This is a genomic window from Streptomyces sp. P9-A4 (assembly GCF_036634195.1).
Lineage (GTDB): Bacteria > Actinomycetota > Actinomycetes > Streptomycetales > Streptomycetaceae > Streptomyces.
This window is the reverse complement of the sequence record NZ_JAZIFY010000001.1, coordinates 1,492,517-1,512,837: the sequence shown is the minus strand read 5'-3', so window position 1 is coordinate 1,512,837 and position 20,321 is coordinate 1,492,517. Positions and strand designations below refer to the sequence as shown.

22 protein-coding genes are annotated in these 20,321 nt (G+C 70.9%); 15 read left to right on the top strand and 7 right to left on the bottom strand.

Features of this window, described 5'->3' with window-relative positions:
* Positions 1 to 53: 53 nt before the first annotated feature.
* The gene (locus tag V4Y03_RS06770; protein ID WP_317874775.1) at positions 54 to 1,577 is read right to left on the bottom strand and encodes a TldD/PmbA family protein; all 1,524 of its coding nucleotides are present in this window, start codon (positions 1,575 to 1,577) and stop codon (positions 54 to 56) included.
* 218 nt (positions 1,578 to 1,795) lie between these two features.
* Here V4Y03_RS06770 and fabG point away from each other — a divergent pair, with 218 nt between their 5' ends.
* The 3 genes from fabG to V4Y03_RS06755 all read left to right on the top strand — a co-directional run bounded on the left by fabG (position 1,796) and on the right by V4Y03_RS06755 (position 3,869).
* Complete coding sequence (gene fabG / locus V4Y03_RS06765; protein WP_317874774.1) at positions 1,796 to 2,515, top strand: 3-oxoacyl-[acyl-carrier-protein] reductase; 720 nt, start codon at positions 1,796 to 1,798, stop codon at positions 2,513 to 2,515.
* Positions 2,516 to 2,520: 5 nt separating this feature from the next.
* Positions 2,521 to 3,297: an enoyl-ACP reductase FabI gene (fabI, locus tag V4Y03_RS06760; RefSeq protein WP_317874773.1), complete on the top strand. Its 777-nt coding sequence runs from the start codon at positions 2,521 to 2,523 to the stop codon at positions 3,295 to 3,297.
* A 161-nt stretch (positions 3,298 to 3,458) separates the two neighbouring features.
* Entirely contained in the window at positions 3,459 to 3,869 is a 411-nt protein-coding gene (locus V4Y03_RS06755) for a hypothetical protein (protein ID WP_332434325.1), read from the top strand.
* Here V4Y03_RS06755 and V4Y03_RS06750 read toward each other — a convergent pair.
* Positions 3,814 to 4,527 carry a FadR/GntR family transcriptional regulator gene (locus V4Y03_RS06750; protein ID WP_332434324.1) on the bottom strand — a complete coding sequence of 238 codons (714 nt, stop codon included), beginning with the start codon at positions 4,525 to 4,527 and terminating at the stop codon, positions 3,814 to 3,816. The two genes, V4Y03_RS06755 and V4Y03_RS06750, sit on opposite strands and share 56 nt — an antisense overlap.
* A gap of 63 nt (positions 4,528 to 4,590) precedes the next feature.
* On the opposite strand from V4Y03_RS06750, the gene V4Y03_RS06745 reads away from it, so the two are divergent.
* From V4Y03_RS06745 to V4Y03_RS06730, 4 genes are all read left to right on the top strand, one after another.
* Positions 4,591 to 5,970, top strand: a complete 1,380-nt coding sequence (locus tag V4Y03_RS06745; protein ID WP_332434323.1) for a CynX/NimT family MFS transporter — start codon at positions 4,591 to 4,593, stop codon at positions 5,968 to 5,970.
* 17 nt (positions 5,971 to 5,987) lie between these two features.
* The gene (locus V4Y03_RS06740) at positions 5,988 to 6,104 is read left to right on the top strand and encodes an SGM_5486 family transporter-associated protein (protein ID WP_317874769.1); all 117 of its coding nucleotides are present in this window, start codon (positions 5,988 to 5,990) and stop codon (positions 6,102 to 6,104) included.
* 157 nt (positions 6,105 to 6,261) lie between these two features.
* A complete protein-coding gene (locus V4Y03_RS06735) occupies positions 6,262 to 6,465 on the top strand; it encodes a hypothetical protein (protein ID WP_332434322.1) in 204 nt (67 codons plus the stop codon).
* Positions 6,466 to 6,500: 35 nt separating this feature from the next.
* On the top strand, positions 6,501 to 7,019 hold the full coding sequence (locus tag V4Y03_RS06730; RefSeq protein ID WP_317874767.1) for a SixA phosphatase family protein: 519 nt from the start codon (positions 6,501 to 6,503) through the stop codon (positions 7,017 to 7,019).
* A 70-nt stretch (positions 7,020 to 7,089) separates the two neighbouring features.
* Here V4Y03_RS06730 and serB read toward each other — a convergent pair whose 3' ends face one another.
* Positions 7,090 to 8,304 (bottom strand): phosphoserine phosphatase SerB, encoded by a 1,215-nt coding sequence (gene serB, locus V4Y03_RS06725; RefSeq protein ID WP_317874766.1) that lies wholly within the window; start codon positions 8,302 to 8,304, stop codon positions 7,090 to 7,092.
* A 287-nt stretch (positions 8,305 to 8,591) separates the two neighbouring features.
* Here serB and V4Y03_RS06720 point away from each other — a divergent pair, with 287 nt between their 5' ends.
* Positions 8,592 to 11,201, top strand: a complete 2,610-nt coding sequence (locus V4Y03_RS06720) for an ABC transporter ATP-binding protein/permease (RefSeq protein ID WP_332434321.1) — start codon at positions 8,592 to 8,594, stop codon at positions 11,199 to 11,201.
* Between the two features lie 87 nt (positions 11,202 to 11,288).
* Here the strand turns inward: V4Y03_RS06720 and V4Y03_RS06715 are convergent, their stop codons facing one another.
* The gene (locus tag V4Y03_RS06715) at positions 11,289 to 12,077 is read right to left on the bottom strand and encodes a transglycosylase SLT domain-containing protein (RefSeq protein ID WP_332434320.1); all 789 of its coding nucleotides are present in this window, start codon (positions 12,075 to 12,077) and stop codon (positions 11,289 to 11,291) included.
* 426 nt (positions 12,078 to 12,503) lie between these two features.
* Between V4Y03_RS06715 and V4Y03_RS06710 the strand changes: the two genes are divergently transcribed.
* The 3 genes from V4Y03_RS06710 to V4Y03_RS06700 all read left to right on the top strand — a co-directional run bounded on the left by V4Y03_RS06710 (position 12,504) and on the right by V4Y03_RS06700 (position 14,683).
* Positions 12,504 to 13,649 carry a GAF domain-containing sensor histidine kinase gene (locus V4Y03_RS06710; protein ID WP_317876217.1) on the top strand — a complete coding sequence of 382 codons (1,146 nt, stop codon included), beginning with the start codon at positions 12,504 to 12,506 and terminating at the stop codon, positions 13,647 to 13,649.
* Complete coding sequence (locus tag V4Y03_RS06705) at positions 13,642 to 14,286, top strand: response regulator transcription factor (protein WP_317876216.1); 645 nt, start codon at positions 13,642 to 13,644, stop codon at positions 14,284 to 14,286. Before V4Y03_RS06710 ends, V4Y03_RS06705 begins: the two co-directional genes overlap by 8 nt.
* 154 nt (positions 14,287 to 14,440) lie before the next feature.
* On the top strand, positions 14,441 to 14,683 hold the full coding sequence (locus tag V4Y03_RS06700; protein WP_332434319.1) for a chaplin: 243 nt from the start codon (positions 14,441 to 14,443) through the stop codon (positions 14,681 to 14,683).
* A gap of 165 nt (positions 14,684 to 14,848) precedes the next feature.
* Here the strand turns inward: V4Y03_RS06700 and V4Y03_RS06695 are convergent, their stop codons facing one another.
* Positions 14,849 to 15,640 (bottom strand): hypothetical protein, encoded by a 792-nt coding sequence (locus V4Y03_RS06695; protein ID WP_317876214.1) that lies wholly within the window; start codon positions 15,638 to 15,640, stop codon positions 14,849 to 14,851.
* A 146-nt stretch (positions 15,641 to 15,786) separates the two neighbouring features.
* Here V4Y03_RS06695 and V4Y03_RS06690 point away from each other — a divergent pair, with 146 nt between their 5' ends.
* The 4 genes from V4Y03_RS06690 (at position 15,787) to V4Y03_RS06675 (ending at position 18,990) form a co-directional block, all read left to right on the top strand.
* Complete coding sequence (locus V4Y03_RS06690; RefSeq protein WP_332434318.1) at positions 15,787 to 16,584, top strand: ABC transporter ATP-binding protein; 798 nt, start codon at positions 15,787 to 15,789, stop codon at positions 16,582 to 16,584.
* A 76-nt stretch (positions 16,585 to 16,660) separates the two neighbouring features.
* Positions 16,661 to 17,092, top strand: a complete 432-nt coding sequence (locus V4Y03_RS06685; RefSeq protein WP_317876212.1) for an NfeD family protein — start codon at positions 16,661 to 16,663, stop codon at positions 17,090 to 17,092.
* Positions 17,093 to 17,185: 93 nt separating this feature from the next.
* Positions 17,186 to 18,124 (top strand): SPFH domain-containing protein, encoded by a 939-nt coding sequence (locus tag V4Y03_RS06680; RefSeq protein ID WP_317876211.1) that lies wholly within the window; start codon positions 17,186 to 17,188, stop codon positions 18,122 to 18,124.
* Between the two features lie 92 nt (positions 18,125 to 18,216).
* Positions 18,217 to 18,990, top strand: coding sequence for a sulfite exporter TauE/SafE family protein (locus tag V4Y03_RS06675; protein ID WP_317876210.1), 774 nt, complete (start codon positions 18,217 to 18,219; stop codon positions 18,988 to 18,990).
* A 98-nt stretch (positions 18,991 to 19,088) separates the two neighbouring features.
* Here the strand turns inward: V4Y03_RS06675 and V4Y03_RS06670 are convergent, their stop codons facing one another.
* Together V4Y03_RS06670 and V4Y03_RS06665 are read right to left on the bottom strand one after the other, a co-directional pair.
* Complete coding sequence (locus V4Y03_RS06670; protein WP_317876209.1) at positions 19,089 to 19,595, bottom strand: HNH endonuclease; 507 nt, start codon at positions 19,593 to 19,595, stop codon at positions 19,089 to 19,091.
* Positions 19,596 to 19,760: 165 nt separating this feature from the next.
* A complete protein-coding gene (locus tag V4Y03_RS06665) occupies positions 19,761 to 20,300 on the bottom strand; it encodes a YbhB/YbcL family Raf kinase inhibitor-like protein (protein WP_332434317.1) in 540 nt (179 codons plus the stop codon).
* Positions 20,301 to 20,321 lie beyond the last annotated feature (21 nt).

Here is a 20,321-nt window from a genome sequence, read left to right as displayed (position 1 = left end):
GTGCTTGCCCGGGGGGCGACCCCCGGCCCCCCGGCAGATCTGGTGGCGCGCGCTCATCGTCCGGCCTCCTGCGTCGTGTTGAGGATGTTGACGCCCCGGAAGAGGGCGGAGGGGCAGCCGTGGGAGACCGCGGCGACCTGGCCCGGCTGGGCCTTGCCGCAGTTGAAGGCGCCGCCGAGGACGTACGTCTGCGGGCCGCCGACCTGCTCCATCGAGCCCCAGAAGTCGGTGGTCGTCGCCTGGTAGGCCACGTCCCGCAGCTGCCCGGCGAGCCGCCCGTTCTCGATGCGGAAGAAGCGCTGCCCGGTGAACTGGAAGTTGTAGCGCTGCATGTCGATCGACCAGGACCGGTCGCCGACCACGTAGATCCCGCGCTCCACGCCCCCGATCAGGTCCTCCGTGGACAGACCGCCCGGGTCCGGCCGCAGCGAGACGTTCGCCATCCGCTGCACCGGCACGTGCGCGGGGGAGTCGGCGAAGGCGCAGCCGTTCGACCGGCCCTGGCCGGTGAGCTTCGCGATCCGCCGGTCCAGCTGGTAGCCGACGAGCGTGCCGTCCTTGACCAGGTCCCAGCTCTGCGCCTCGACACCCTCGTCGTCGTACCCGATCGTCGCGAGCCCGTGCTCGGTGGTCCGGTCACCCGTCACGTTCATGATCGAGGAGCCGTACGCCAGCTTGCCCAGCTGGTCGAAGGTGGCGAAGGAGGTGCCCGCGTACGCCGCCTCGTAGCCGAGCGCCCGGTCCAGCTCGGTGGCGTGCCCGATCGACTCGTGGATCGTCAGCCACAGGTTCGACGGGTCCACGACCAGGTCGTACCGGCCCGCCTCCACGCTCGGCGCCCGCATCTTCTCGGCGAGCAGCCCCGGGATCTCGTCCAGCTCCTTGTCCCAGTCCCAGCCGGTGCCCGTCAGGTACTCCCAGCCCCGCCCGGCCGGCGGCGCGATCGTCCGCATCGAGTCGAACTCACCGGTCGTCTCGTCGACGGCGACCGCCGTGAGCTCCGGGTGCAGCCGGACGCGCTGCTGGGTGGTGACGGTGCCGGCGGTGTCCGCGTAGAACTTGTTCTCGTGGACGGTGAGCAGTGAGGCGTCCACATGCGCCACGCCCTCCGCCCGCAGCAGCCGTGCGCTCCAGTCGGCGAGCAGCGCGCTCTTCTCCTCGGCGGGGACGGAGAAGGGATCGATCTCGTACGAGGAGACCCAGGTCCGCTCCTCGTGCACCGGCTCGGCGGCCAGCTCCACGCGTTCTTCCGAACCCGCCGCCGCGATCACCTTCGCCGACAGCTTCGCCATGGCGACCGCCTGCGAGGCGACCCGCGCGGCCCCGTCCATGGTCAGGTCGACACCGGACGCGAACCCCCAGGACCCGCCGTGCACCACCCGCACCGCGTACCCGAGGTCGGTGGTGTCCGAGGAACCGGACGGTTTGGCGTCGCGCAGCCGCCAGGAGGCGCTGCGCACCCGCTCCAGACGGAAGTCGGCGTGCTCGGCGCCGAGCGCGCGCGCTCGGGCGAGCGCCGCGTCGGCGAGTGCCCGCAGGGGCAGCGCGACGAACGAAGGGTCGATCTGATGGACCACGAGCGGCCTCGCTCTCGGTGATCGGACGGCGGCGTTGAACTGTCCGGGAAGTCAATCACGGGACGGACCGCCGGGTTGGCGCATTACCGACGAGGGGCCTCCGAGCTGTAGGGACCCGACAGTGACACCGGTACGCCACTGTCGGAGGTCGATTCCTCATGTCGGGGGCGATACCGATAGGTTTTCGGCTACCAGACCGCTATCGAAAGGGTGATCCGTTGAGCCGCTCGGTTCTCGTCACCGGAGGAAACCGGGGCATCGGCCTCGCCATCGCCCGCGCGTTCGCCGAAGCCGGCGACAAGGTCGCGATCACGTACCGCTCCGGTGAGCCGCCGGCGGCGCTCACCGAACTGGGCTGCCTCGCGGTGAAGTGCGACATCACCGACGGCGAGCAGGTGGAGCAGGCGTACAAGGAGATCGAGGAGAAGCACGGCCCGGTGGAGGTCCTCGTGGCCAACGCCGGCGTGACGAAGGACCAGCTCCTGATGCGCATGTCGGAGGAGGACTTCACGTCCGTCGTCGACACCAACCTCACCGGCACCTTCCGGGTCGTCAAGCGTGCCAACCGCGGGATGCTGCGCGCCAAGAAGGGCCGCGTCGTCCTGATCTCCTCGGTCGTCGGTCTGCTGGGCTCCGCGGGCCAGGCCAACTACGCCGCCTCCAAGGCGGGCCTGGTCGGCTTCGCCCGCTCCCTCGCGCGTGAGCTGGGCTCCCGCAACCTCACTTTCAACGTCGTCGCCCCTGGTTTCGTCGACACCGACATGACCGCGGTGCTCACCGACGAGCAGCGCGCGGGCATCGTGTCCCAGGTGCCGCTGGGCCGCTACGCCCAGCCGGAGGAGATCGCCGCCGCGGTGAAGTTCCTCGCCTCCGACGACGCCTCGTACATCACTGGAGCCGTCATCCCGGTTGACGGCGGATTGGGCATGGGTCACTGATCACCATGAGCGGAATTCTCGAGGGCAAGCGCATCCTGATCACGGGTGTGCTGATGGAGTCCTCCATCGCCTTCCACGCCGCGAAGCTGGCCCAGGAGCAGGGTGCGGAGATCATCCTCACCGCCTGGCCGCGGCCGACGCTGACCGAGCGCATCGCCAAGAAGCTGCCCCGGCCCGAGGACGTCAAGGTCCTCGAACTCGACGTCTCCAACGACGAGCACCTCGCCCGTCTGGAGGGCCAGGTCCGCGAGCAGTTCGGTGACCGTCTCGACGGCGTCGTGCACTCCATCGGCTTCGCGCCGCAGGACGCGCTCGGCGGCAACTTCCTGAACACGCCGTTCGAGTCCGTGGCCACCGCCATGCACGTCTCCGCCTTCTCCCTGAAGTCGCTGACGATGGCGCTGCTGCCGCTGATGTCCGAGGGCGGCTCGGTCGTCGGCCTCACCTTCGACGCGCAGTTCGCCTGGCCGCAGTACGACTGGATGGGCCCGACCAAGGCCGCGCTGGAGGCCACCAGCCGCTACATGGCCCGTGACCTGGGCAAGCAGAACATCCGCTGCAACCTGGTCTCGGCGGGTCCGCTCGGCTCCATGGCCGCCAAGTCCATCCCGGGCTTCAGCGAGCTGGCCGCCGTCTGGGACAGCCGCTCCCCGCTGGAGTGGAACCTGGCCGACCCCGAGCCCGCGGGCCGCGGCATCGTGGCGCTGCTCTCCGACTGGTTCCCGAAGACCACCGGCGAGATCATCCACGTCGACGGCGGTCTGCACGCGATCGGCGCGTAACCGCTTCGTACAGCAGCAGAGGGGCCGTGTGCCCGCCCTCCGGGGCGGACGCACGGCCCCTCTCGTCGTGCAACTCCTGCCCGACTCGAAAAGTAGCGCGAATCACCCCAGACTGGGGCAGAGCGTGAGGTTCCTGCTGCTGACGGGGAGGAGGTGCGGGCATGCGCGCGAGAGGTCACGGGTTCGGCGCGTTCGCCACCGTCGTCGTACTGATCACCGGGATAGCCCTCGCCGCCGAGGTGCGGGCCGCTCCCGCCCCGGCCGAGGACGTCCCCGCCACCGCTCCGGCGGCCGTGGAGCCGGAGGACTTCGGCGCCTCCTGCCGCACCGTCGTCCAGGGCTCCCGCGTCACCGCCCACTGCCAGAACCCGTACCCCCGCACCGACCGGGTCCGCCTCCACGTCGAGTGCGACCGCTGGTGGGACGTCGACACCGACAGCGCCCCCATGGAGGTCGGACCCGCCGACTACGCGCAGGTCAGCGGCCGTTGCTGGAAGGAGGTCCGGTCGGCCTGGGTCACGCACCAGCCGGCGGACCTGGCTCCGGAGCCGGCTCCGGTACGGGGCTCCTGAGGCACATGAAGGGGTAGCCGGCCGCCTCCGTGCCGGCCAGCTCGGCGTCACCGTCCCGGATCGCGTCCACCAGGCGCCCGTGGTCCATGTGGTTCTCCGGCCGCAGCACCTGCCCCACGTCACCGCGCAGCCAGTCCCGCAGCAGATCGCCCAGGTCCGCGTACAACTCGGTGAGCACCTCGTTGCCCGAGGCGGCGACGACCGCGTGGTGGAAGGCCGCGTCGACGGTCACGAACCGCTCCGCGTCCCCGGACTCCCAGGCCTCCTCCCGTCGTACGAGGAGTGCGTCGAGCTGCTTCAGGTCGCGCTCGGTGCGCCGCCCGGCGGCGAACCGCGCCGCGGCGGACTCCAGGGTCGAGCGCAGTTCGGCGACGTGCCCGGGGTCGGAGCCGGCGAAGCGCCGGTGCATCACTCCCGCCAGTTCGCTGGTGGCGATGACATACGTTCCCGAGCCCTGGCGGATGTCGAGCAGACCGTTGTGGGCGAGTGCCCGGACGGCCTCGCGCACGGTGTTGCGGGCCACTCCCAGCTGCTCGACCAGCTCGGGTTCGGTCGGGATGCGTGAACCCACCGGCCACTCGCCGGAGGTGATCTGGTTCCGCAGCTCGGCGATCACCTGATCGGAGAGGCCTGCGCGCCGCGGGTGACCGAGGGCCATGGAGCACCGTCCCATTCGTTCGAGATTGGACAACCAATCATCCCATGATTCTATGATGGCCTCATGCCTGAGCCGAAGACCCTCGACCCCGCCGCACGACCGGCCGGAACAACCGCTCCGGGCGGAGCCACGACGACGGCCACCGGCACGCCGGGCGCTGTCACGACGGCGCCCGGAGCGGCCATCACCGCCGCGGATTCTTCCGCACCCGCCCCGGCGCACCGCTGGACCCTCAGCCTCGTCACCGTCGGCCTCGTCCTCGCCGCGCTGAACCTGCGCCCCGCCATCACCAGCCTCGGCGCCCTCCTCGAAGAGGTCAGCGAAGGCCTCCACATGAGCGGCAGCGTCGCCGGCGTCCTCACCTCCGTACCGCCGCTCTGCTTCGCGGTCTTCGGCATCATGGCCCCGCGCCTCGCCCGCCGCTTCGGCCCCGCCGCCGTCGTCTGCGCCGGCATGGCCGCGATCTTCGCGGGCCTCCTCCTGCGCCCCTTCGCCTCCGGCACCGCCGGCTTCCTCGCCGCCAGCGCCCTCGCCCTCATGGGCATCGCCGTCAGCAACGTCCTGATGCCCGTCATCGTCAAGCGGTACTTCCCCGACCGCATCGGCAGCATGACCGGCCTCTACTCCATGGCGCTGGCCCTCGGCACCTCCGTCGCGGCCGCCGCGACCGTCCCGATGACCGAGGCCCTCGGCGGGGACTGGCGCCTCGGACTCGGCGTCTGGGCGGCCGTCGCGGCCCTCGCCGTCCTGCCCTGGATACCGCTCCTGCGCGACCGGAACCGTACCGGCACGCCCGTGGAGAGCGGCCCCGGGAAGACGACGGCCGCCCCGGCCCAGGCGACGACCGCCGCCACCGCCCCCGGCTCGCGCATCACCCGCAGCCGTACCGCCTGGGCCCTCGGCGTGTTCTTCGGCCTCCAGGCGACCGGCGCCTACATCACCATGGGCTGGATGCCGCAGATCTTCCGCGACGCGGGCGTCTCCGCCTCCACCGCGGGCGTGCTCCTCGCCGTCACCATGGTCATGGGCGTGCCGCTCGCCTTCGTCATCCCGCGGCTCGCGACCCGGATGAAGAACCAGGGTCCGATCGTCGTCGCGCTCGGCCTCTGCGGCCTCACCGGCTACACCGGCCTCTTCCTCGCCCCGTCCGCCGGGGCCTGGGTCTGGGCCGTACTGCTCGGCATCTCCAACTGCTCGTTCCCGCTGGCCCTCACCATGATCGGCTTGCGCTCGCGCACCGGGGCGGGCGTCGTCCGCCTCTCCGCCTTCGCACAGAGCGTCGGCTACCTCATCTCGATCCCCGGCCCCCTCCTCGTCGGCATGCTCTACCAGCACAGCGGCGGCTGGGGACTGCCGATCGTCCTGATGGGCGGACTGATGATCCCGCAGATGATCGTCGGAACCCTGGCGGGCAGGGACCGGACGGTTGAGGACGAATGCTGAGATGCGAGACTGTTCGCATGCCAGTCCTCGAACCCAACCCCAAGAACGGCCAGAAGAAGCTGCTCATCGTGCTCGGCGCGATGCTGGGCATCACGGTCGTGATCGCCGTCATCGCCTCGGTCGCCTCCCCGTGAGACCGGTTCGTCCCGCCCGGAGGTGGGGGTAACCCCCGCATCCCCTAGGGGGTGGGTGTCAGGGTGAAGTGGGTGGATCACCGGATGGGCCGAGGGGCCCGCGATCCCTAGGTTGGAGACAACAGGGAACGCGGAGCACTCACCCACGGAGGCGGTCATGTCGGCCCACACGTACACCCGGGTCCGGCCCACGACGAGCAGCGTCGACACCCGGCTGCCCTGGTGGGCCCTCGCCCTCCCGGCAGCCGCCTTCGTCGCCCTCCTGCTGCTGATGGCAGGGCCGGGTGAGGTGCACGAGCCCCTCGGTGCCGCCGGGATCGGCGGGGTCCTGGAGCGGATCCAGCAAACGCTCTCTCTCTGAGTCGGCGCGAGCCGTTTCGTGCGAAGCTGAGAACCATGAGCGTCGACACACCCCGCAGGATCGTGCTGCTCCGACACGCCAAGGCGGACTGGAACCAGGAGTCCGACCACGAGCGCCCCCTCGCCGAGCGAGGCCGCGCGGACGCCCCCGTCGCCGGCCGCAGGCTCGCCGCGAGCGGCCTCACCTTCGACCTGGCTCTCTGCTCGACCGCCACCAGGACCCGCGAGACCTGGAAGCTGGCCGTGCAGGAACTGCCGGAGCGCCCCAGGACCGTGTACGAGGACCGGCTCTACGACGCCTCCCTCGGCGAGCTCATCGCCCTGCTCAACGAGACCTCGGACGAGGTCACCGACCTCCTGGTCATCGGCCACAACCCCGGGATCCACGCACTCGCCGACGCCCTGGCCGGTGAGGTTGAGGGCGACGCCCCGGCCCGGATGGACCGGAGCGGCTTCCCGACCTCCGCCTTCGCCGTCATCGTCTTCAACGGCTCCTGGAAGTCCCTGGAGCACGGCGCCGGCCGGCTCGTCGACTTCTGGACCCCGCACGCCTGATCCACCCGCCCGAACCGGTACGCGAAGGGGCCCGGCCGTCAGCCGACGACCGGGCCCCTTCGCGTACCGGTCAGTGCAGCAGGTCCTCGTCGCCGTCCGCGGCCTCGACCTCTTCGCGGGTGATCCCCAGCAGGTACAGCACGGTGTCCAGGAAGGGCACGTTCACCGCCGTGTCCGCGGCCCGGCGCACCACCGGCTTCGCGTTGAACGCGACGCCGAGCCCGGCCGCGTTCAGCATGTCCAGGTCGTTCGCCCCGTCACCGATCGCCACGGTCTGCGCCAGCGGCACACCCGCCTCCCGCGCGAACCGGCGCAGCAGCCGCGCCTTGCCCGCCCGGTCCACGATCTCGCCGGTCACCCGCCCGGTCAGCTTGCCGTCCACGATCTCCAGGGTGTTGGCGGAGGCGAAGTCCAGCCCCAGCCGCTCCTTCAGATCGTCCGTGACCTGCGTGAACCCGCCGGAGACGACACCCACCTGGTAGCCGAGCCGCTTGAGCGTACGGATCAGGGTCCGCGCCCCGGGCGTCAGGCGCACCTCGGCGCGGACCTTGTCCACCACCGACGCGTCGAGACCGGCGAGCAGCTCCACGCGCGCGTGCAGCGACTGCTCGAAGTCCAGCTCGCCGCGCATCGCCGCCGCCGTCACCTCGGCGACCTTGTCCTCGCAGCCGGCGTGCGCCGCGAAGAGCTCGATCACCTCGTCCTGGATCAGCGTCGAGTCGACGTCCATGACGACCAGCCGCTGGGCCCGCCGGTGCAGCCCGGCCGAGACCACGGCCACGTCGACGCCGATGGAGTGGGCCTCGGTGGCGAGCGCGGTCCGCAGCGGCTCGGTCTCGCAGCCGGAGACGGCGAACTCGACCGCCGTGACGGGGTACTTCGCCAGCCGGAAGATACGGTCGATGTTGCCACCGGACTCGGCGATCCTGGCCGCTATGGCCGCCGTCCGCTCCGCGGTCAGCGGGTTGCCCAGGACGGTGACGTGCGAGCGCCCCTCGCCCCGGGGACGGTTGTCGCCCGTGCCGGAGATGATCTCGGCCTGGAGCCTCAGCGACTCGGCCCAGCTGTGCACGGTGGCCCGGAGCTCGCCCTGGGAGGCGACGGTCGGCTCGGTGACGAGCGCGCACAGGACGAGGCGGCCGCGGGAGACGACCTGCTCGATGTCCACGACGTCGACGGAGTAGGCGGCGAGGGTGTCGAAGAGTCCGGCGGTGATCCCGGGACGGTCCTTCCCGAAGATCTTGACGAGAAGGGTGGGAACGTCTGAGGTCTGCGATGCGCTCATGGTGCTTCCACCGTATCGGGCACCGCGTGCCACCCGGCCCCCCGTCCCGTCCTGCGGACACCCGAGTGGTCGCGCACATGCCGCGAAGGGGCCCGTACGGTACGCGCGGGCGCCTCCGGGAGGAGTCGGGGGAGCCCGGGGGAGTCTCCTGGGTGGTCCGGGCGGAGCCTCTGCCGGGTCTTCACGCGGCCCGACTTTCGGAGAGGGGACCGGGCCTGAAATAGTTCCCCCCGGATGATTCGCCATCCCTGGACTCCCCGCGACGGGGGTACATCGGGGGACAAGTAGTGGGGCATGGAGTGCCAGAACTCGTACTGGAATTGAATGGAAGGACCTGGACGCTCGATCCGTCCAGGTCGTACACCCTGGGCCGCGACCCGCAGGGTGACCTGGTCATCGACGACGCCAGGGTCTCGTGGCGCCACGCCACCATCAGCTGGGGCGGCCGGAGTTGGGTCATCGAGGACCACGGCTCCACCAACGGCACGTTCCTGCGGGGGCAGCGGATCCACCAGATGGAGATCGGCCCGGGTTCGGCCGTCCACCTGGGGAACGCGACCGATGGTCCGCGGCTGAATCTCGCCGCCGGAGCCCAGGGAGCCCCGCAGGCCCCGCAGGCCCAGGCCCCGCAGGCCCAGGCACCGCACGCCCACCAGCCGCCGGCCCAGGCACCGGTGGCTCAGCCCGTCGCGGCCCACCAGGGCGCCGAGCAGGCCGAGTGGATCACCCACCAGGCCCCGCCGCAGCACCAGCAGCCGCAGCCGCCGCAGCACCAGGCCCCGCAGCCGAACGACGGCTGGCAGCAGCCCCCGGCGCAGCCGCACGTGCCCGCGCAGCAGGGACACGGTCAGCCCGGCGCCGCCGCGGGGGCGTCGTCGGCCTATGCCGACCGCAGCCCCACCACGTTCCACCAGCTGGCCCTCGGTCACGTCATGCGGATCGGCCGTGCCCTCGAGAACCAGCTGGTCGTCTCCGACCTCCAGGTCTCGCGGCACCACGCCGAGTTCCACGCGACGCCCGACGGCCGCATGGAGATCCGTGACCTCGGCTCGCACAACGGCACGTACGTCAACGGCCAGCCGATCACCAAGGGCGGCAGCGCCCTGCTCGGCCCCAACGACATCGTCGGCGTCGGCCACTCGACGTTCCGGATCGTCGGCGGCCAGCTGGAAGAGTTCGTCGACACCGGCTCGGTCTCCTTCTCGGCCCGCCACCTCACGGTCACGGTCGACGGCGGCAAGCAGATCCTCAGGGACGTCTCCTTCGGCGTCCCGGAGAAGTCGCTGATCGGTGTCATCGGCCCGTCCGGCTCCGGAAAGTCCACGCTGCTCAAGGCGCTGACCGGTTACCGCCCGGCCAACGAGGGCGACGTCCTCTACGACAACCGAAGCCTCTACAAGCAGTTCGCCGAGCTGCGCCAGCGCATCGGTCTGGTCCCGCAGGACGACATCCTGCACAAGGAGCTGACCGTCCAGAAGGCGCTGCGCTACGCGGCCAAGCTCCGCTTCCCCGGCGACACCGCCCCGGCCGAGCGCGAGGCCCGGATCGACGAGGTGCTGCGCGAGCTGAAGCTCGACATCCACAAGGAGAAGAAGGTCACCTCCCTCTCCGGTGGTCAGCGCAAGCGCGTCTCGGTCGCCCTGGAGCTCCTCACCAAGCCCTCGCTGATCTTCCTGGACGAGCCGACCTCCGGTCTCGACCCGGGCATGGACCGCGATGTCATGCAGTTGCTCCGCGGCCTCGCCGACGACGGCCGCACGGTCCTCGTCGTCACCCACTCGGTGGCCGAGCTGGGCCTCTGCGACAAGCTCCTGGTGATGGCCCCCGGCGGTTCGGTGGCGTACTTCGGCCCGCCGGAGGAGGCGCTGAACTTCTTCGGCTACTCCACCTGGGCCGATGTCTTCTCCGCCTTCGAGAACTACCGCGACTACGACTGGGCGGGCCGCTGGAAGGGCTCGCAGCACTACCAGATGTACGCCGCGGACATCGACTCCGTCGCCGCGCAGCCGGTCCAGATGCCGCAGCAGGCGATGTCCAGGCCGCCGAAGCCGCAGGGCTGGGGCTCCCAGCTGTGGACCCTGATCCGCCGCTACGTCTCCGTCATCGCCTCCGACAAGGGCTTCCTGGGCCTGATGGTCATCCTGCCCGCCGTCCTCGGCGCGGTCTCGGTGGTCATCCCGGCCGACTTCGGCCTCGGCTCGCCGAAGGCGCCGTCCCGCTACAACGGCGACGCGGGCACGATCATGCTGATCCTCGCGGTCGGCATGTGCTTCAGCGGCGCGGCGAACTCGGTCCGTGAGCTGATCAAGGAACGGGTCATCTACGAGCGGGAGCGCGCCACCGGCCTGTCCCGCTCCGCGTACCTGATGTCCAAGGTCATCGTCCTCGGCCTGATCACCGCCTTCCAGGGCGTGATCATCTGCGGCATCGGCTTCTCCACGCGCCAGCTGCCCGCAGAGGGCCTGTTCATGCCGCCGGCCGTCGAGATCTGCATCCAGGTCATCGGCCTCGGCCTGACCTCGATGATGTTCGGCCTGGTCATCTCCGCGCTGGTGAAGACCGCCGAGAAGACGATGCCCCTGCTGGTCATGTTCGCGATCATCCAGGTCGTGTTCACCGGCATCCTCTTCCAGGTGTACGACTCGCCCGGCCTGGAGCAGTTCGCCTGGCTGATGCCCTCCCGCTGGGGCATCGCCGGTGCCGGCACCACGCTCGACCTCGGCCGCCTCATGCCGCCGTGGGACCACAAGAACCCCACCAACACCGACCCGCTGTGGGAGCACACGGTCGGCCAGTGGAGCCTGGACCTCGGCATCCAGCTCCTGATGGCGGTCGTCTGCTGCGTCGTCGTGGCGCGGCTGCTCCGCCGCCACGAGCCCGAGGTCATGCGCAAGTAGCCACGGGACGCACCGGTACGCCGAAGGGCGGCACCCCGCACAGGGGGTGCCGCCCTTCGGCGTACGACAGCGGACCGGGTACCGGGATCAGTACGCGCTGTTGACGTTGTCGATGGAGCCGTAGCGGTCGGCCGCGTAGTTGGCGGCGGCGACGATGTTGGCGACCGGGTCGTACTGGTCGAACGCGGTGCCGGGCACGTGGTAGGTCTTGAAGGTCGGGTAGATGACCTGGAGCAGACCCTTGGACGGGATGCCGTTGATGGCGTTGATGTCCCAGTTGTTGATGGCCCGCGGGTTGCCGCTGGACTCGCGCATGATGTTCTTGTGCAGGCCGTTGTAGCTGCCCGGGATGTCGTGCTTGTCCATGATGAACAGCGCCTCGCGGATCCAGCCGTCGAGGTTGTCCGCGAAGACCGGGGTACGGGCGACGGAACGGCTCGCGGCGGCCTTCTCGGCGGCGCGCTTGCTCGCCTTGGCCTTCGCCTCGGCCTTGGCCCTGGCGTCCGCCTTGGCCTTCGCGGCGGCCTTGGCCCTGGCGTCGGCCTTCGCCTTCGCGTCCGCCTTGGCCTTGGCGTCCGCCTTCGCCTTCGCGGCGGCCTTGGCCTTCGCGTCGGCCTCCTGCTTGGCCTTCAGACCGATGGTGGTCTGCTGCTTGTCGATGCTGGCGGCCAGCGCCTTCGCCTGCGGGCTGTTCGCGTTGTACGACCAGGCCACCTGCTGCGTACCGGAGAGAGCCTGCGGCTCGGTCTCGGTGCTGCCGTTGCCCGGCACGAGGGAGAGGGTGATGGCTGCGACGCCCAGAGCGGCGACGCCGGCGATCGTGGCCTTGTGGGTCTTCTTCAGACCACGACTGTGGCCAGGGGTGTTCGCAGACATAACGGACTACCTCTTCGAATCGCAGGGGGTCGCTCCACCGGGGCGGTGTCTCGCCAACTCGGCGGCGACGGGGGCAATTCTTAGCGGCAGCAAAATCCCGTGGCAAAGGTGTGACGTACGATCCCGGGTAGTGGATCAGGGGCCCGTGCAGGGGCCACAGAAGCCCCCTGATGTCGGGCTCACCCCACTCTGACCCCCCATCCGGGGTCCACTAGCGAGCTTCGTAAGTGATGTGGGTCCTATGCGCGGGCTCACACCGGGCCCCTGGCGAACTCACCGCCCGTTGCGTGAGCAACGCGCACAGTGAGCCCCGTACTCCTCGGGGATGAGAGCGGCCCCCGGGCACTACGACCTAGGTCCCCGGTCCCCGCCACCATGGTCTCCGGACGGATACGCACCGTCACGGCCCGCCGGTACGGTGAACACATGAGCCATCGACCGAGCTCCGGCCTGGCCGCCGTGAGCACCGCACTCCTGGCGATGAGCCGCCACCTGGAGGTCCGCGACGTCCTCAAGACGATCGTCGCCTCCGCCCGCGAGCTCCTCGACGCCGAGTACGCGGCCCTGGGCGTCCCCGACGACCACGGCGGCTTCGCCCAGTTCGTCGTCGACGGCGTCAGCGACGAACAGTGGAAGGCGATCGGCCCGCTGCCCCGGCAGCACGGCATCCTGGCCGCGATGCTCCACAAGGCCGAGCCCGAACGGCTCGCCGACGTCCGCGAGGACCCCCGCTTCGAGGGCTGGCCCGACGCCCACCCCGAGATGTCCGACTTCCTCGGCCTCCCCGTCAGGGACGGCGACGAGACCCTCGGCGCCCTCTTCCTCGCCAACAAGCGCTGCCCGAAGGAGACCGGCGGCTGCGGCTTCACCGCCGAGGACGAGGAACTCCTCTCGATCCTCGCCCAGCACGCCGCCATCGCCCTCACCAACGCCCGCCTGTACGAGCGCAGCCGCGAGCTCACCATCGCCGAGGAGCGCTCCCGCCTCGCCCACGAGCTGCACGACGCCGTCAGCCAGAAGCTCTTCTCCCTCCGGCTCACCGCCCAGGCCGCCGCCGCCCTCGTCGACCGTGACCCCGCCCGCGCCAAGGGAGAGCTCCAGCAGGTCGCCGCGCTCGCCGCCGAGGCCGCCGACGAACTGCGCGCCGCCGTCGTCGAGCTCCGCCCCGCGGCCCTGGACGAGGACGGCCTCGTCCACACCCTCCGTACCCAGATCCAGGTCCTGGACCGTGCCCACAGCGCCCGGGTCACCTTCGAGAGCGCCGGGGCCCGCGCCCTGCCCGCCGCCCAGGAGGAGGCCGTCCTCCGGGTCGCCCAGGAGGCCCTGCACAACGCCCTCAGGCACGCGGACGCCGGACTCGTCACCGTCTCCCTCGCCCGCGCCGGCCAGGGGGCGCGGCTGACCGTCACCGACGACGGCAAAGGCTTCGACCCCGGTACGGTCCGCAGCGCCGGCCGCCACCTCGGCCTCGTCTCCATGCGGGACCGGGCCGGCGGCGTCGGCGGATCGCTCACCGTGACCTCGGCCCGGGGCGAGGGCACCACGATCGAGATGGAGGTTCCCGGTGGCTGACAAGCAGATCCGTGTCCTGCTGGTCGACGACCACCAGGTCGTCCGCAGAGGGCTGCGCACCTTCCTGGAGATCCAGGACGACATCGAGGTGGTCGGCGAGGCCTCCGACGGCGCCGAGGGCGTCGCCAGGGCCGAGGAGCTCCGGCCCGACGTGGTCCTCATGGACGTGAAGATGCCCGGCACCGACGGCATCGAGGCGCTGAAGCGGCTCCGCGCCCTCGACAACCCCGCCAGGGTCCTCGTCGTCACCAGCTTCACCGAGCAGCGCACGGTGGTCCCCGCGCTCCGCGCCGGCGCCGCCGGGTACGTATACAAGGACATCGACCCCGACGCACTGGCCGGCGCGATCCGCTCCGTCCACGCCGGGCACGTGCTGCTCCAGCCCGAGGTGGCGGGCGCGCTCCTCGCCCAGGAGGACTCCCCGGGGGGTACGGGACGCGGCTCGACCCTCACGGAGCGGGAGCGCGAGGTCCTCGGCCTGATCGCGGACGGCCGCTCCAACCGGGAGATCGCCCGCGCGCTCGTCCTCTCGGAGAAGACGGTCAAGACGCACGTCTCGAACATCCTGATGAAACTCGACCTCGCGGACCGCACCCAGGCAGCCCTCTGGGCCGTCCGCCACGGCCTCACCGACTGACGCGCGCCCCCCATGTGCCGGGGCGCACGACCGTTCAGTCCTTCATACCGTCGTGTGTATGTCCCCCGTTCGGCGCAACCTGCCGGACGGCGGGGCGTTCTCCAGGGCGTGCTGCGGCTGACCGGCCGCAGCGATGACCAGGAGGATGTACCAAGTGAAGAACCTCAAGAAGGCCGCCGCCGTCACCATCGTCGCGGGCGGCATCCTCGCCGCCGGTGCGGGTGCCGCCTCCGCGCACGGCGCCGAGGCCACGGGCAAGGCCCTCAACTCGCCGGGCGTCGCCTCCGGCAACCTGGTGCAGGTCCCGGTCCACGTCCCCGTGAACGTCTCCGGCAACACGGTCAACGTGATCGGCCTGCTCAACCCGGCCTTCGGCAACGGCGCCTTCAACGGCTGAGCCACCCCAAGACCGACCGGCCCCCAGGACGATCCCCCCGGGGGCCGGTCTTCTTGTCCCGACGCGCTCCTCGCACCGCTCGGCGCCGGGGCGCCTCCCGGGCTTCGGGCCCGCTGCGCCGGACTCCGTCCATCGGATTCGGCCGGGCGGGTCGAAAGAAAGGGGTCAGAACCCCCGTTCCCGCTCCCTCTCCTCCACGTACGCGTTGTACGCGGCGACCTGGGCCCGCCTGGCCACCCGCTCCACCGGCCGCAGCGCATCCCCCCGCGCCGCCATCTCCGACGCGCTCACCGCGCCCCCGTGGCCGTGGTCGTACGCCAGGTCCACCAGGAGCCCCACCCGCTGCGCCAGCTCCAGGACCCGCACCGCCCGCGGCGGATACCCGGGGGCCAGGACCTCACGCCCCACCTCCGCCCGCGCCCGGTACGCCTCCCGCGCCGCGTCCGCCGCCGGGCCCGAGGCCGCGACATCCAGCCGGGTCAGCACCGACGTCGCGTCCCGCAGCGCCTCCGCGAGCTCCCGCTCCGCCTCCCCGAGCGAGGGCACGTCCGCGGGCGGCGCCTCCCGGACCGCCAGACAGCGCCAGACCACCTCCACGTGCACATCACCCGCGGGCCCCGCCTCCGAGACCTCGGGCACGAGACCGTACGGCGCACCGAAGCCCACCACCGCCTCCTCCGCGTCCAACGCGCGCGCGTTGAAGTCCGGCGGCCCGCTCAGCCCCAGCGGATGACCCGGCGCGGGCAGTGCCACCCGCCACCCGGTCACCCCGAGCCGCCGCAGCCGGCCGAGCGCCAGCGTCAGCCCCACCGGCCGCGCCTCACCCGGCAGCCCCTCCACGCGGTGCACCGCGTCCTCCCCGACAATGGCCAGCGCCGCCTCGTCCGGCGACACCGCCCCGGCCAGCAGGGCATTGCCCCAGGCGGCCAGGCGTCCTGAGCGTGGTTCCGAAAGCATCCCCCAAGACTAGGGCGCCTCCGATGGCGCGAAGGAAGCCCTAGGGACCGGCCCGGTCCGTCGATAACGTAGGTTTTCCCCTGGACGCCGCGCCCACCGGCGCAAGGCGACGACACGACTCGACCGCAAGGGGAGACAACGCGCTCATGAGCGATGTACTGGAGCTGGTGGACGTATCCGTGGTCCGCGACGGACGGGCTCTGGTGGACGAGGTCTCCTGGTCGGTCAAGGAGGGCGAGCGCTGGGTGATCCTCGGACCCAACGGCGCCGGCAAGACCACCCTTCTGAACATCGCCTCCAGCTACCTCTTCCCCACCAAGGGCACCGCCGACATCCTGGGCGAGCGGCTCGGCGGCGTCGGCACCGACGTGTTCGAGCTCCGCCCCCGCATCGGCATGGCCGGCATCGCCATGGCGGAGAAGCTCCCCAAGCGCCAGACCGTCCTGCAGACCGTCCTCACCGCCGCTTACGGCATGACCGCCACCTGGCACGAGGACTACGACCCGGTCGACGAGGAGCGCGCGAGGGCCTTCCTCGACCGCCTCGGCATGAACGACTACCTGGACCGGAAGTTCGGCACCCTCTCCGAGGGCGAGCGCAAGCGCACCCTGATCGCCCGCGCGATGATGACCGACCCCGAGCTCCTCCTCCTCGACGAGCCCGCCGCCGGTCTCGACCTCGGCGGCCGTGAGGACCTCGTCCGCCGTCTCGGCCGGCTGGCCCGCGACCCGTACGCCCCCTCCATGATCATGGTCACGCACCACGTCGAGGAGATCGCCCCCGGCTTCACCCACGTCCTGATGATCCGTCAGGGCAAGGTCCTCGCCGCGGGCCCCGTGGAGATGGAGCTGACCTCCCGCAACCTCTCCCGCTGCTTCGGCCTGCCGCTCGTCGTCGAGCGCGTCGGCGACCGCTGGACCGCCCACGGCCTGCCCCTGAAGTAGCGGGACGGAGCGCCGGCGTCCCGCACAGCCGCCCGCGCACTGTCCCCGAGCACCCCACCGCCCCTACCATGACCAGGTGGACATCGACGCGTGGGTCTGGTGGCTGATCGGCGCGGTGGGGCTCGGCATTCCGCTGGTCCTGACCGCGATGCCCGAGTTCGGCATGTTCTCGGTCGGAGCGGTCGCGGGGGCGGTGACCGCGGCCCTGGGCTTCGGCATCGTCCCCCAGGTGATCGTCTTCGTGGTCGTCTCGGTGGCCCTGGTGGCGGTGGTCCGCCCGATCGCGGCCCGCCACCGCGACGGCAGACCGCAGCTGGCGAGCGGCGTCGACGCCCTCAAAGGACGTCAGGCCGTCGTCCTGGAACGGGTCGACGGCAGCGGCGCGGGCCGCATCAAGCTCGCGGGGGAGATCTGGTCGGCCCGCGCACTCGACACGGGACAGACCTTCGAACCGGGCGAGCAGGTCGACGTCGTCGACATCGACGGGGCAACCGCCGTCGTCATGTGACCGAACCTCGCCCATGAGGTTCCGGCGTCTGCGAAAATCGATCATCGAAGGCCACCCGGCAGTCAACCGGCAGCGAAGGGCACGGGGAACACGATGTCAGCAGTCATCATCGTCCTGATCATTCTGGTGGTGCTCGTCTTCATCGCCCTGATCAAGACGATCCAGGTCATTCCGCAGGCGAGCGCGGCGATCGTGGAGCGCTTCGGCCGCTACACGCGGACGCTCAACGCCGGACTGAACATCGTCGTGCCGTTCATCGACTCGATCCGCAACCGGATCGACCTCCGCGAGCAGGTCGTCCCGTTCCCGCCGCAGCCGGTGATCACGCAGGACAACCTCGTCGTCAACATCGACACGGTCATCTATTACCAGGTGACCGACGCGCGGGCCGCGACCTACGAGGTCGCCAGCTACATCCAGGCCATTGAGCAGCTCACCGTCACCACCCTCCGCAACATCATCGGTGGCATGGACCTGGAGCGGACCCTGACCTCCCGCGAGGAGATCAACGCGGCCCTGCGCGGCGTCCTGGACGAGGCCACCGGCAAGTGGGGCATCCGCGTCAACCGCGTCGAGCTCAAGGCGATCGAGCCGCCGACCTCCATCCAGGACTCGATGGAGAAGCAGATGCGCGCCGAGCGCGACAAGCGCGCCGCGATCCTCACCGCCGAGGGCACCCGCCAGTCCGCCATCCTCACCGCCGAGGGCGAGAAGCAGTCGGCGATCCTGCGCGCCGAGGGCGAGTCCAAGGCCGCCGCGCTGCGCGCCGAGGGCGAGGCCCAGGCCGTCCGTACGGTCTTCGAGGCCATCCACGCCGGCGACCCCGACCAGAAGCTGCTCTCGTACCAGTACCTCCAGATGCTCCCGAAGATCGCCGAGGGCGACGCCAACAAGCTCTGGATCGTGCCGAGCGAGATCGGCGACGCCCTCAAGGGCCTCTCGGGAGCCTTCGGGAACAACGGCTCCGGAGCCCCCGGCTTCAACACCAAGGGCGGCGGGACCGAAAGGCGAGACGAACCGCCGGTCGACTGACACGTACACGTAAGCCTCGTGCATGATCGGTGCGAGCCCCTCGACCCTGGTGATCTCAGGGCGGGGAGGCGACTCACTGACCATGTAAGGAGATGGCGTTGTCCATCTGGGAAGCCCTGGCAGTCTTCGCCGCCGGCATCGGCGCCGGCACCATCAACACCATCGTCGGATCGGGAACGCTCATCACGTTCCCGGTCCTTCTCGCGACCGGACTCCCGCCGATCACCGCGAACGTCTCCAACGCCCTGGGACTGGTTCCCGGTTCCGTCAGCGGAGCCATCGGCTACCGCCGCGAGCTCAAGGGACAGAAGTCGCGCATCATCCGCCTCGGCGGGGTGGCCCTCCTCGGCGGCCTGATCGGAGCGATCCTGCTCCTGGCCCTGCCGTCGGACGCCTTCGACGCGATCGTCCCCGTCCTCATCGGCCTCGCGCTCGTCCTGGTCCTCCTCCAGCCCCGCATCGCCGCCGTCGTCAAGCGCCGCCGCGAGCAGACGGGCACCGAGGCCCACCCCGACGGCGGCCCCGTCCTCCTCGTCGGCCTCTTCCTCGCCAGCATGTACGGCGGGTACTTCGGCGCCGCGCAGGGCGTGCTCTACCTGTCGCTGATGGGGCTGCTGCTCCACGACAGCCTGCAGCGGATCAACGCCGTCAAGAACATCCTCGGCGCCCTCGTCAACGGCGTCGCGGCCGTCTTCTTCCTCTTCGTCGCCGACTTCGACTGGACGGCCGTCCTGCTGATCGCCGTCGGCTCCACCATCGGCGGCCAGATCGGAGCCAAGGTCGGCCGCAGGCTGCCGCCCTCGGTCCTGCGCGGAGTGATCATCGCGGTCGGCGTCGTCGCGATCCTCCAGCTGACCCTCAAGTAGCGGGTACGCGGGTACGCGGGTAGGCACATGGGCCCGTACGACCGCGAGGGCCCGTCTCCCCACACCGGGGGAGACGGGCCCACACTTACGGAACGACGTTACGCGGCCGCCTTCGCCAGCCACTCCGGCAGCGCGGACCGCTCGCTCGCCCGCATCGCGAGCAGCATCGCGTCCGCCGGCGTCGGCTCGAACGGCTGGTGCAGCAGCGGCATCCCCGCCTGCTCCGGCGTCCGGTCGGCCTTGCGGTGGTTGTCCTCGGCGCAGGAGGCCACCGTGTTCAGCCAGCTGTCCCCGCCGCCCTGGGCGCGCGGCACCACGTGGTCGACGGTCGTCGCCCGCCGCCCGCAGTACGCGCACCGGTGTTGGTCCCGCACCAGCACCCCCCGTCTCGACCACGGCGCCTGTCTTCGGAAGGGCACCCGTACGTACCGGCAGAGTCTGATCACCCGCGGCACCGGGAGGTCGACTGCGGCGCCCCGCACACGAAGATCGGGATGGGCGTGCTCGACGACGGCCTTGTCCGTCAGGACCAGCACCACCGCACGGTTGAGAGTGACCGTCGAAAGCGGCTCGAAGCTCGCGTTGAGTACCAGCGTGTCCCGCATTGTGCCCACCTCCCGTGTGCAGGCCCGGCCCCGGACGGGGCGATGGAGCCTGGACCAACGATGGCCGGACCGGCCGGGGTCGGACAACGCAATTTTCCCGCGCAACAAAAGATGCCCGCTTCTGATCTCTCCAAGACCAGAAGCGGGCAAACAACAAACGAACGATCAGCCGGCCGCGGGAGCCGCGTACTCACCGATCAACTGGGCACGTCCCAGCGTGTGGAAGCGCAGATTGAAACCGATCGCCGCCGGCGACGCGTCACCGTCGGGACCGAGCTTCTCGCTGTCCACCGCGTACACCGTGAACACATAGCGGTGCGCCGGGTCCCCCGCCGGGGGAGCGGCACCACCGAAGTCCCGGGAGCCGTAGTCGTTCCGGACGTGCACGGCCCCGGCCGGCAGCCCCTCGAACGACCCCGACCCGGCACCGACGGGAAGCTCCGTCACCGACACCGGGATGTCGAACAGCACCCAGTGCCAGAACCCGCTGCCCGTGGGGGCGTCCGGATCGAAGCAGGTCACGGCGAAGCTCTTCGTCTCCGCCGGGAACCCCTCCCAGCGCAGCTGCGGCGAGGTGTTCCCCGCCGCGTACACCTGCGCGTCCTTCAGGACCCCGCCCGGCGCGATGTCGTCGCTCACCACGGTGAACGCCGCCACCGGCGGATGGAAGTCGTGGGGGAGCGGCGCCCTCTTGCCCTCGGACACGTCGAAACCTCCGGATCGCCC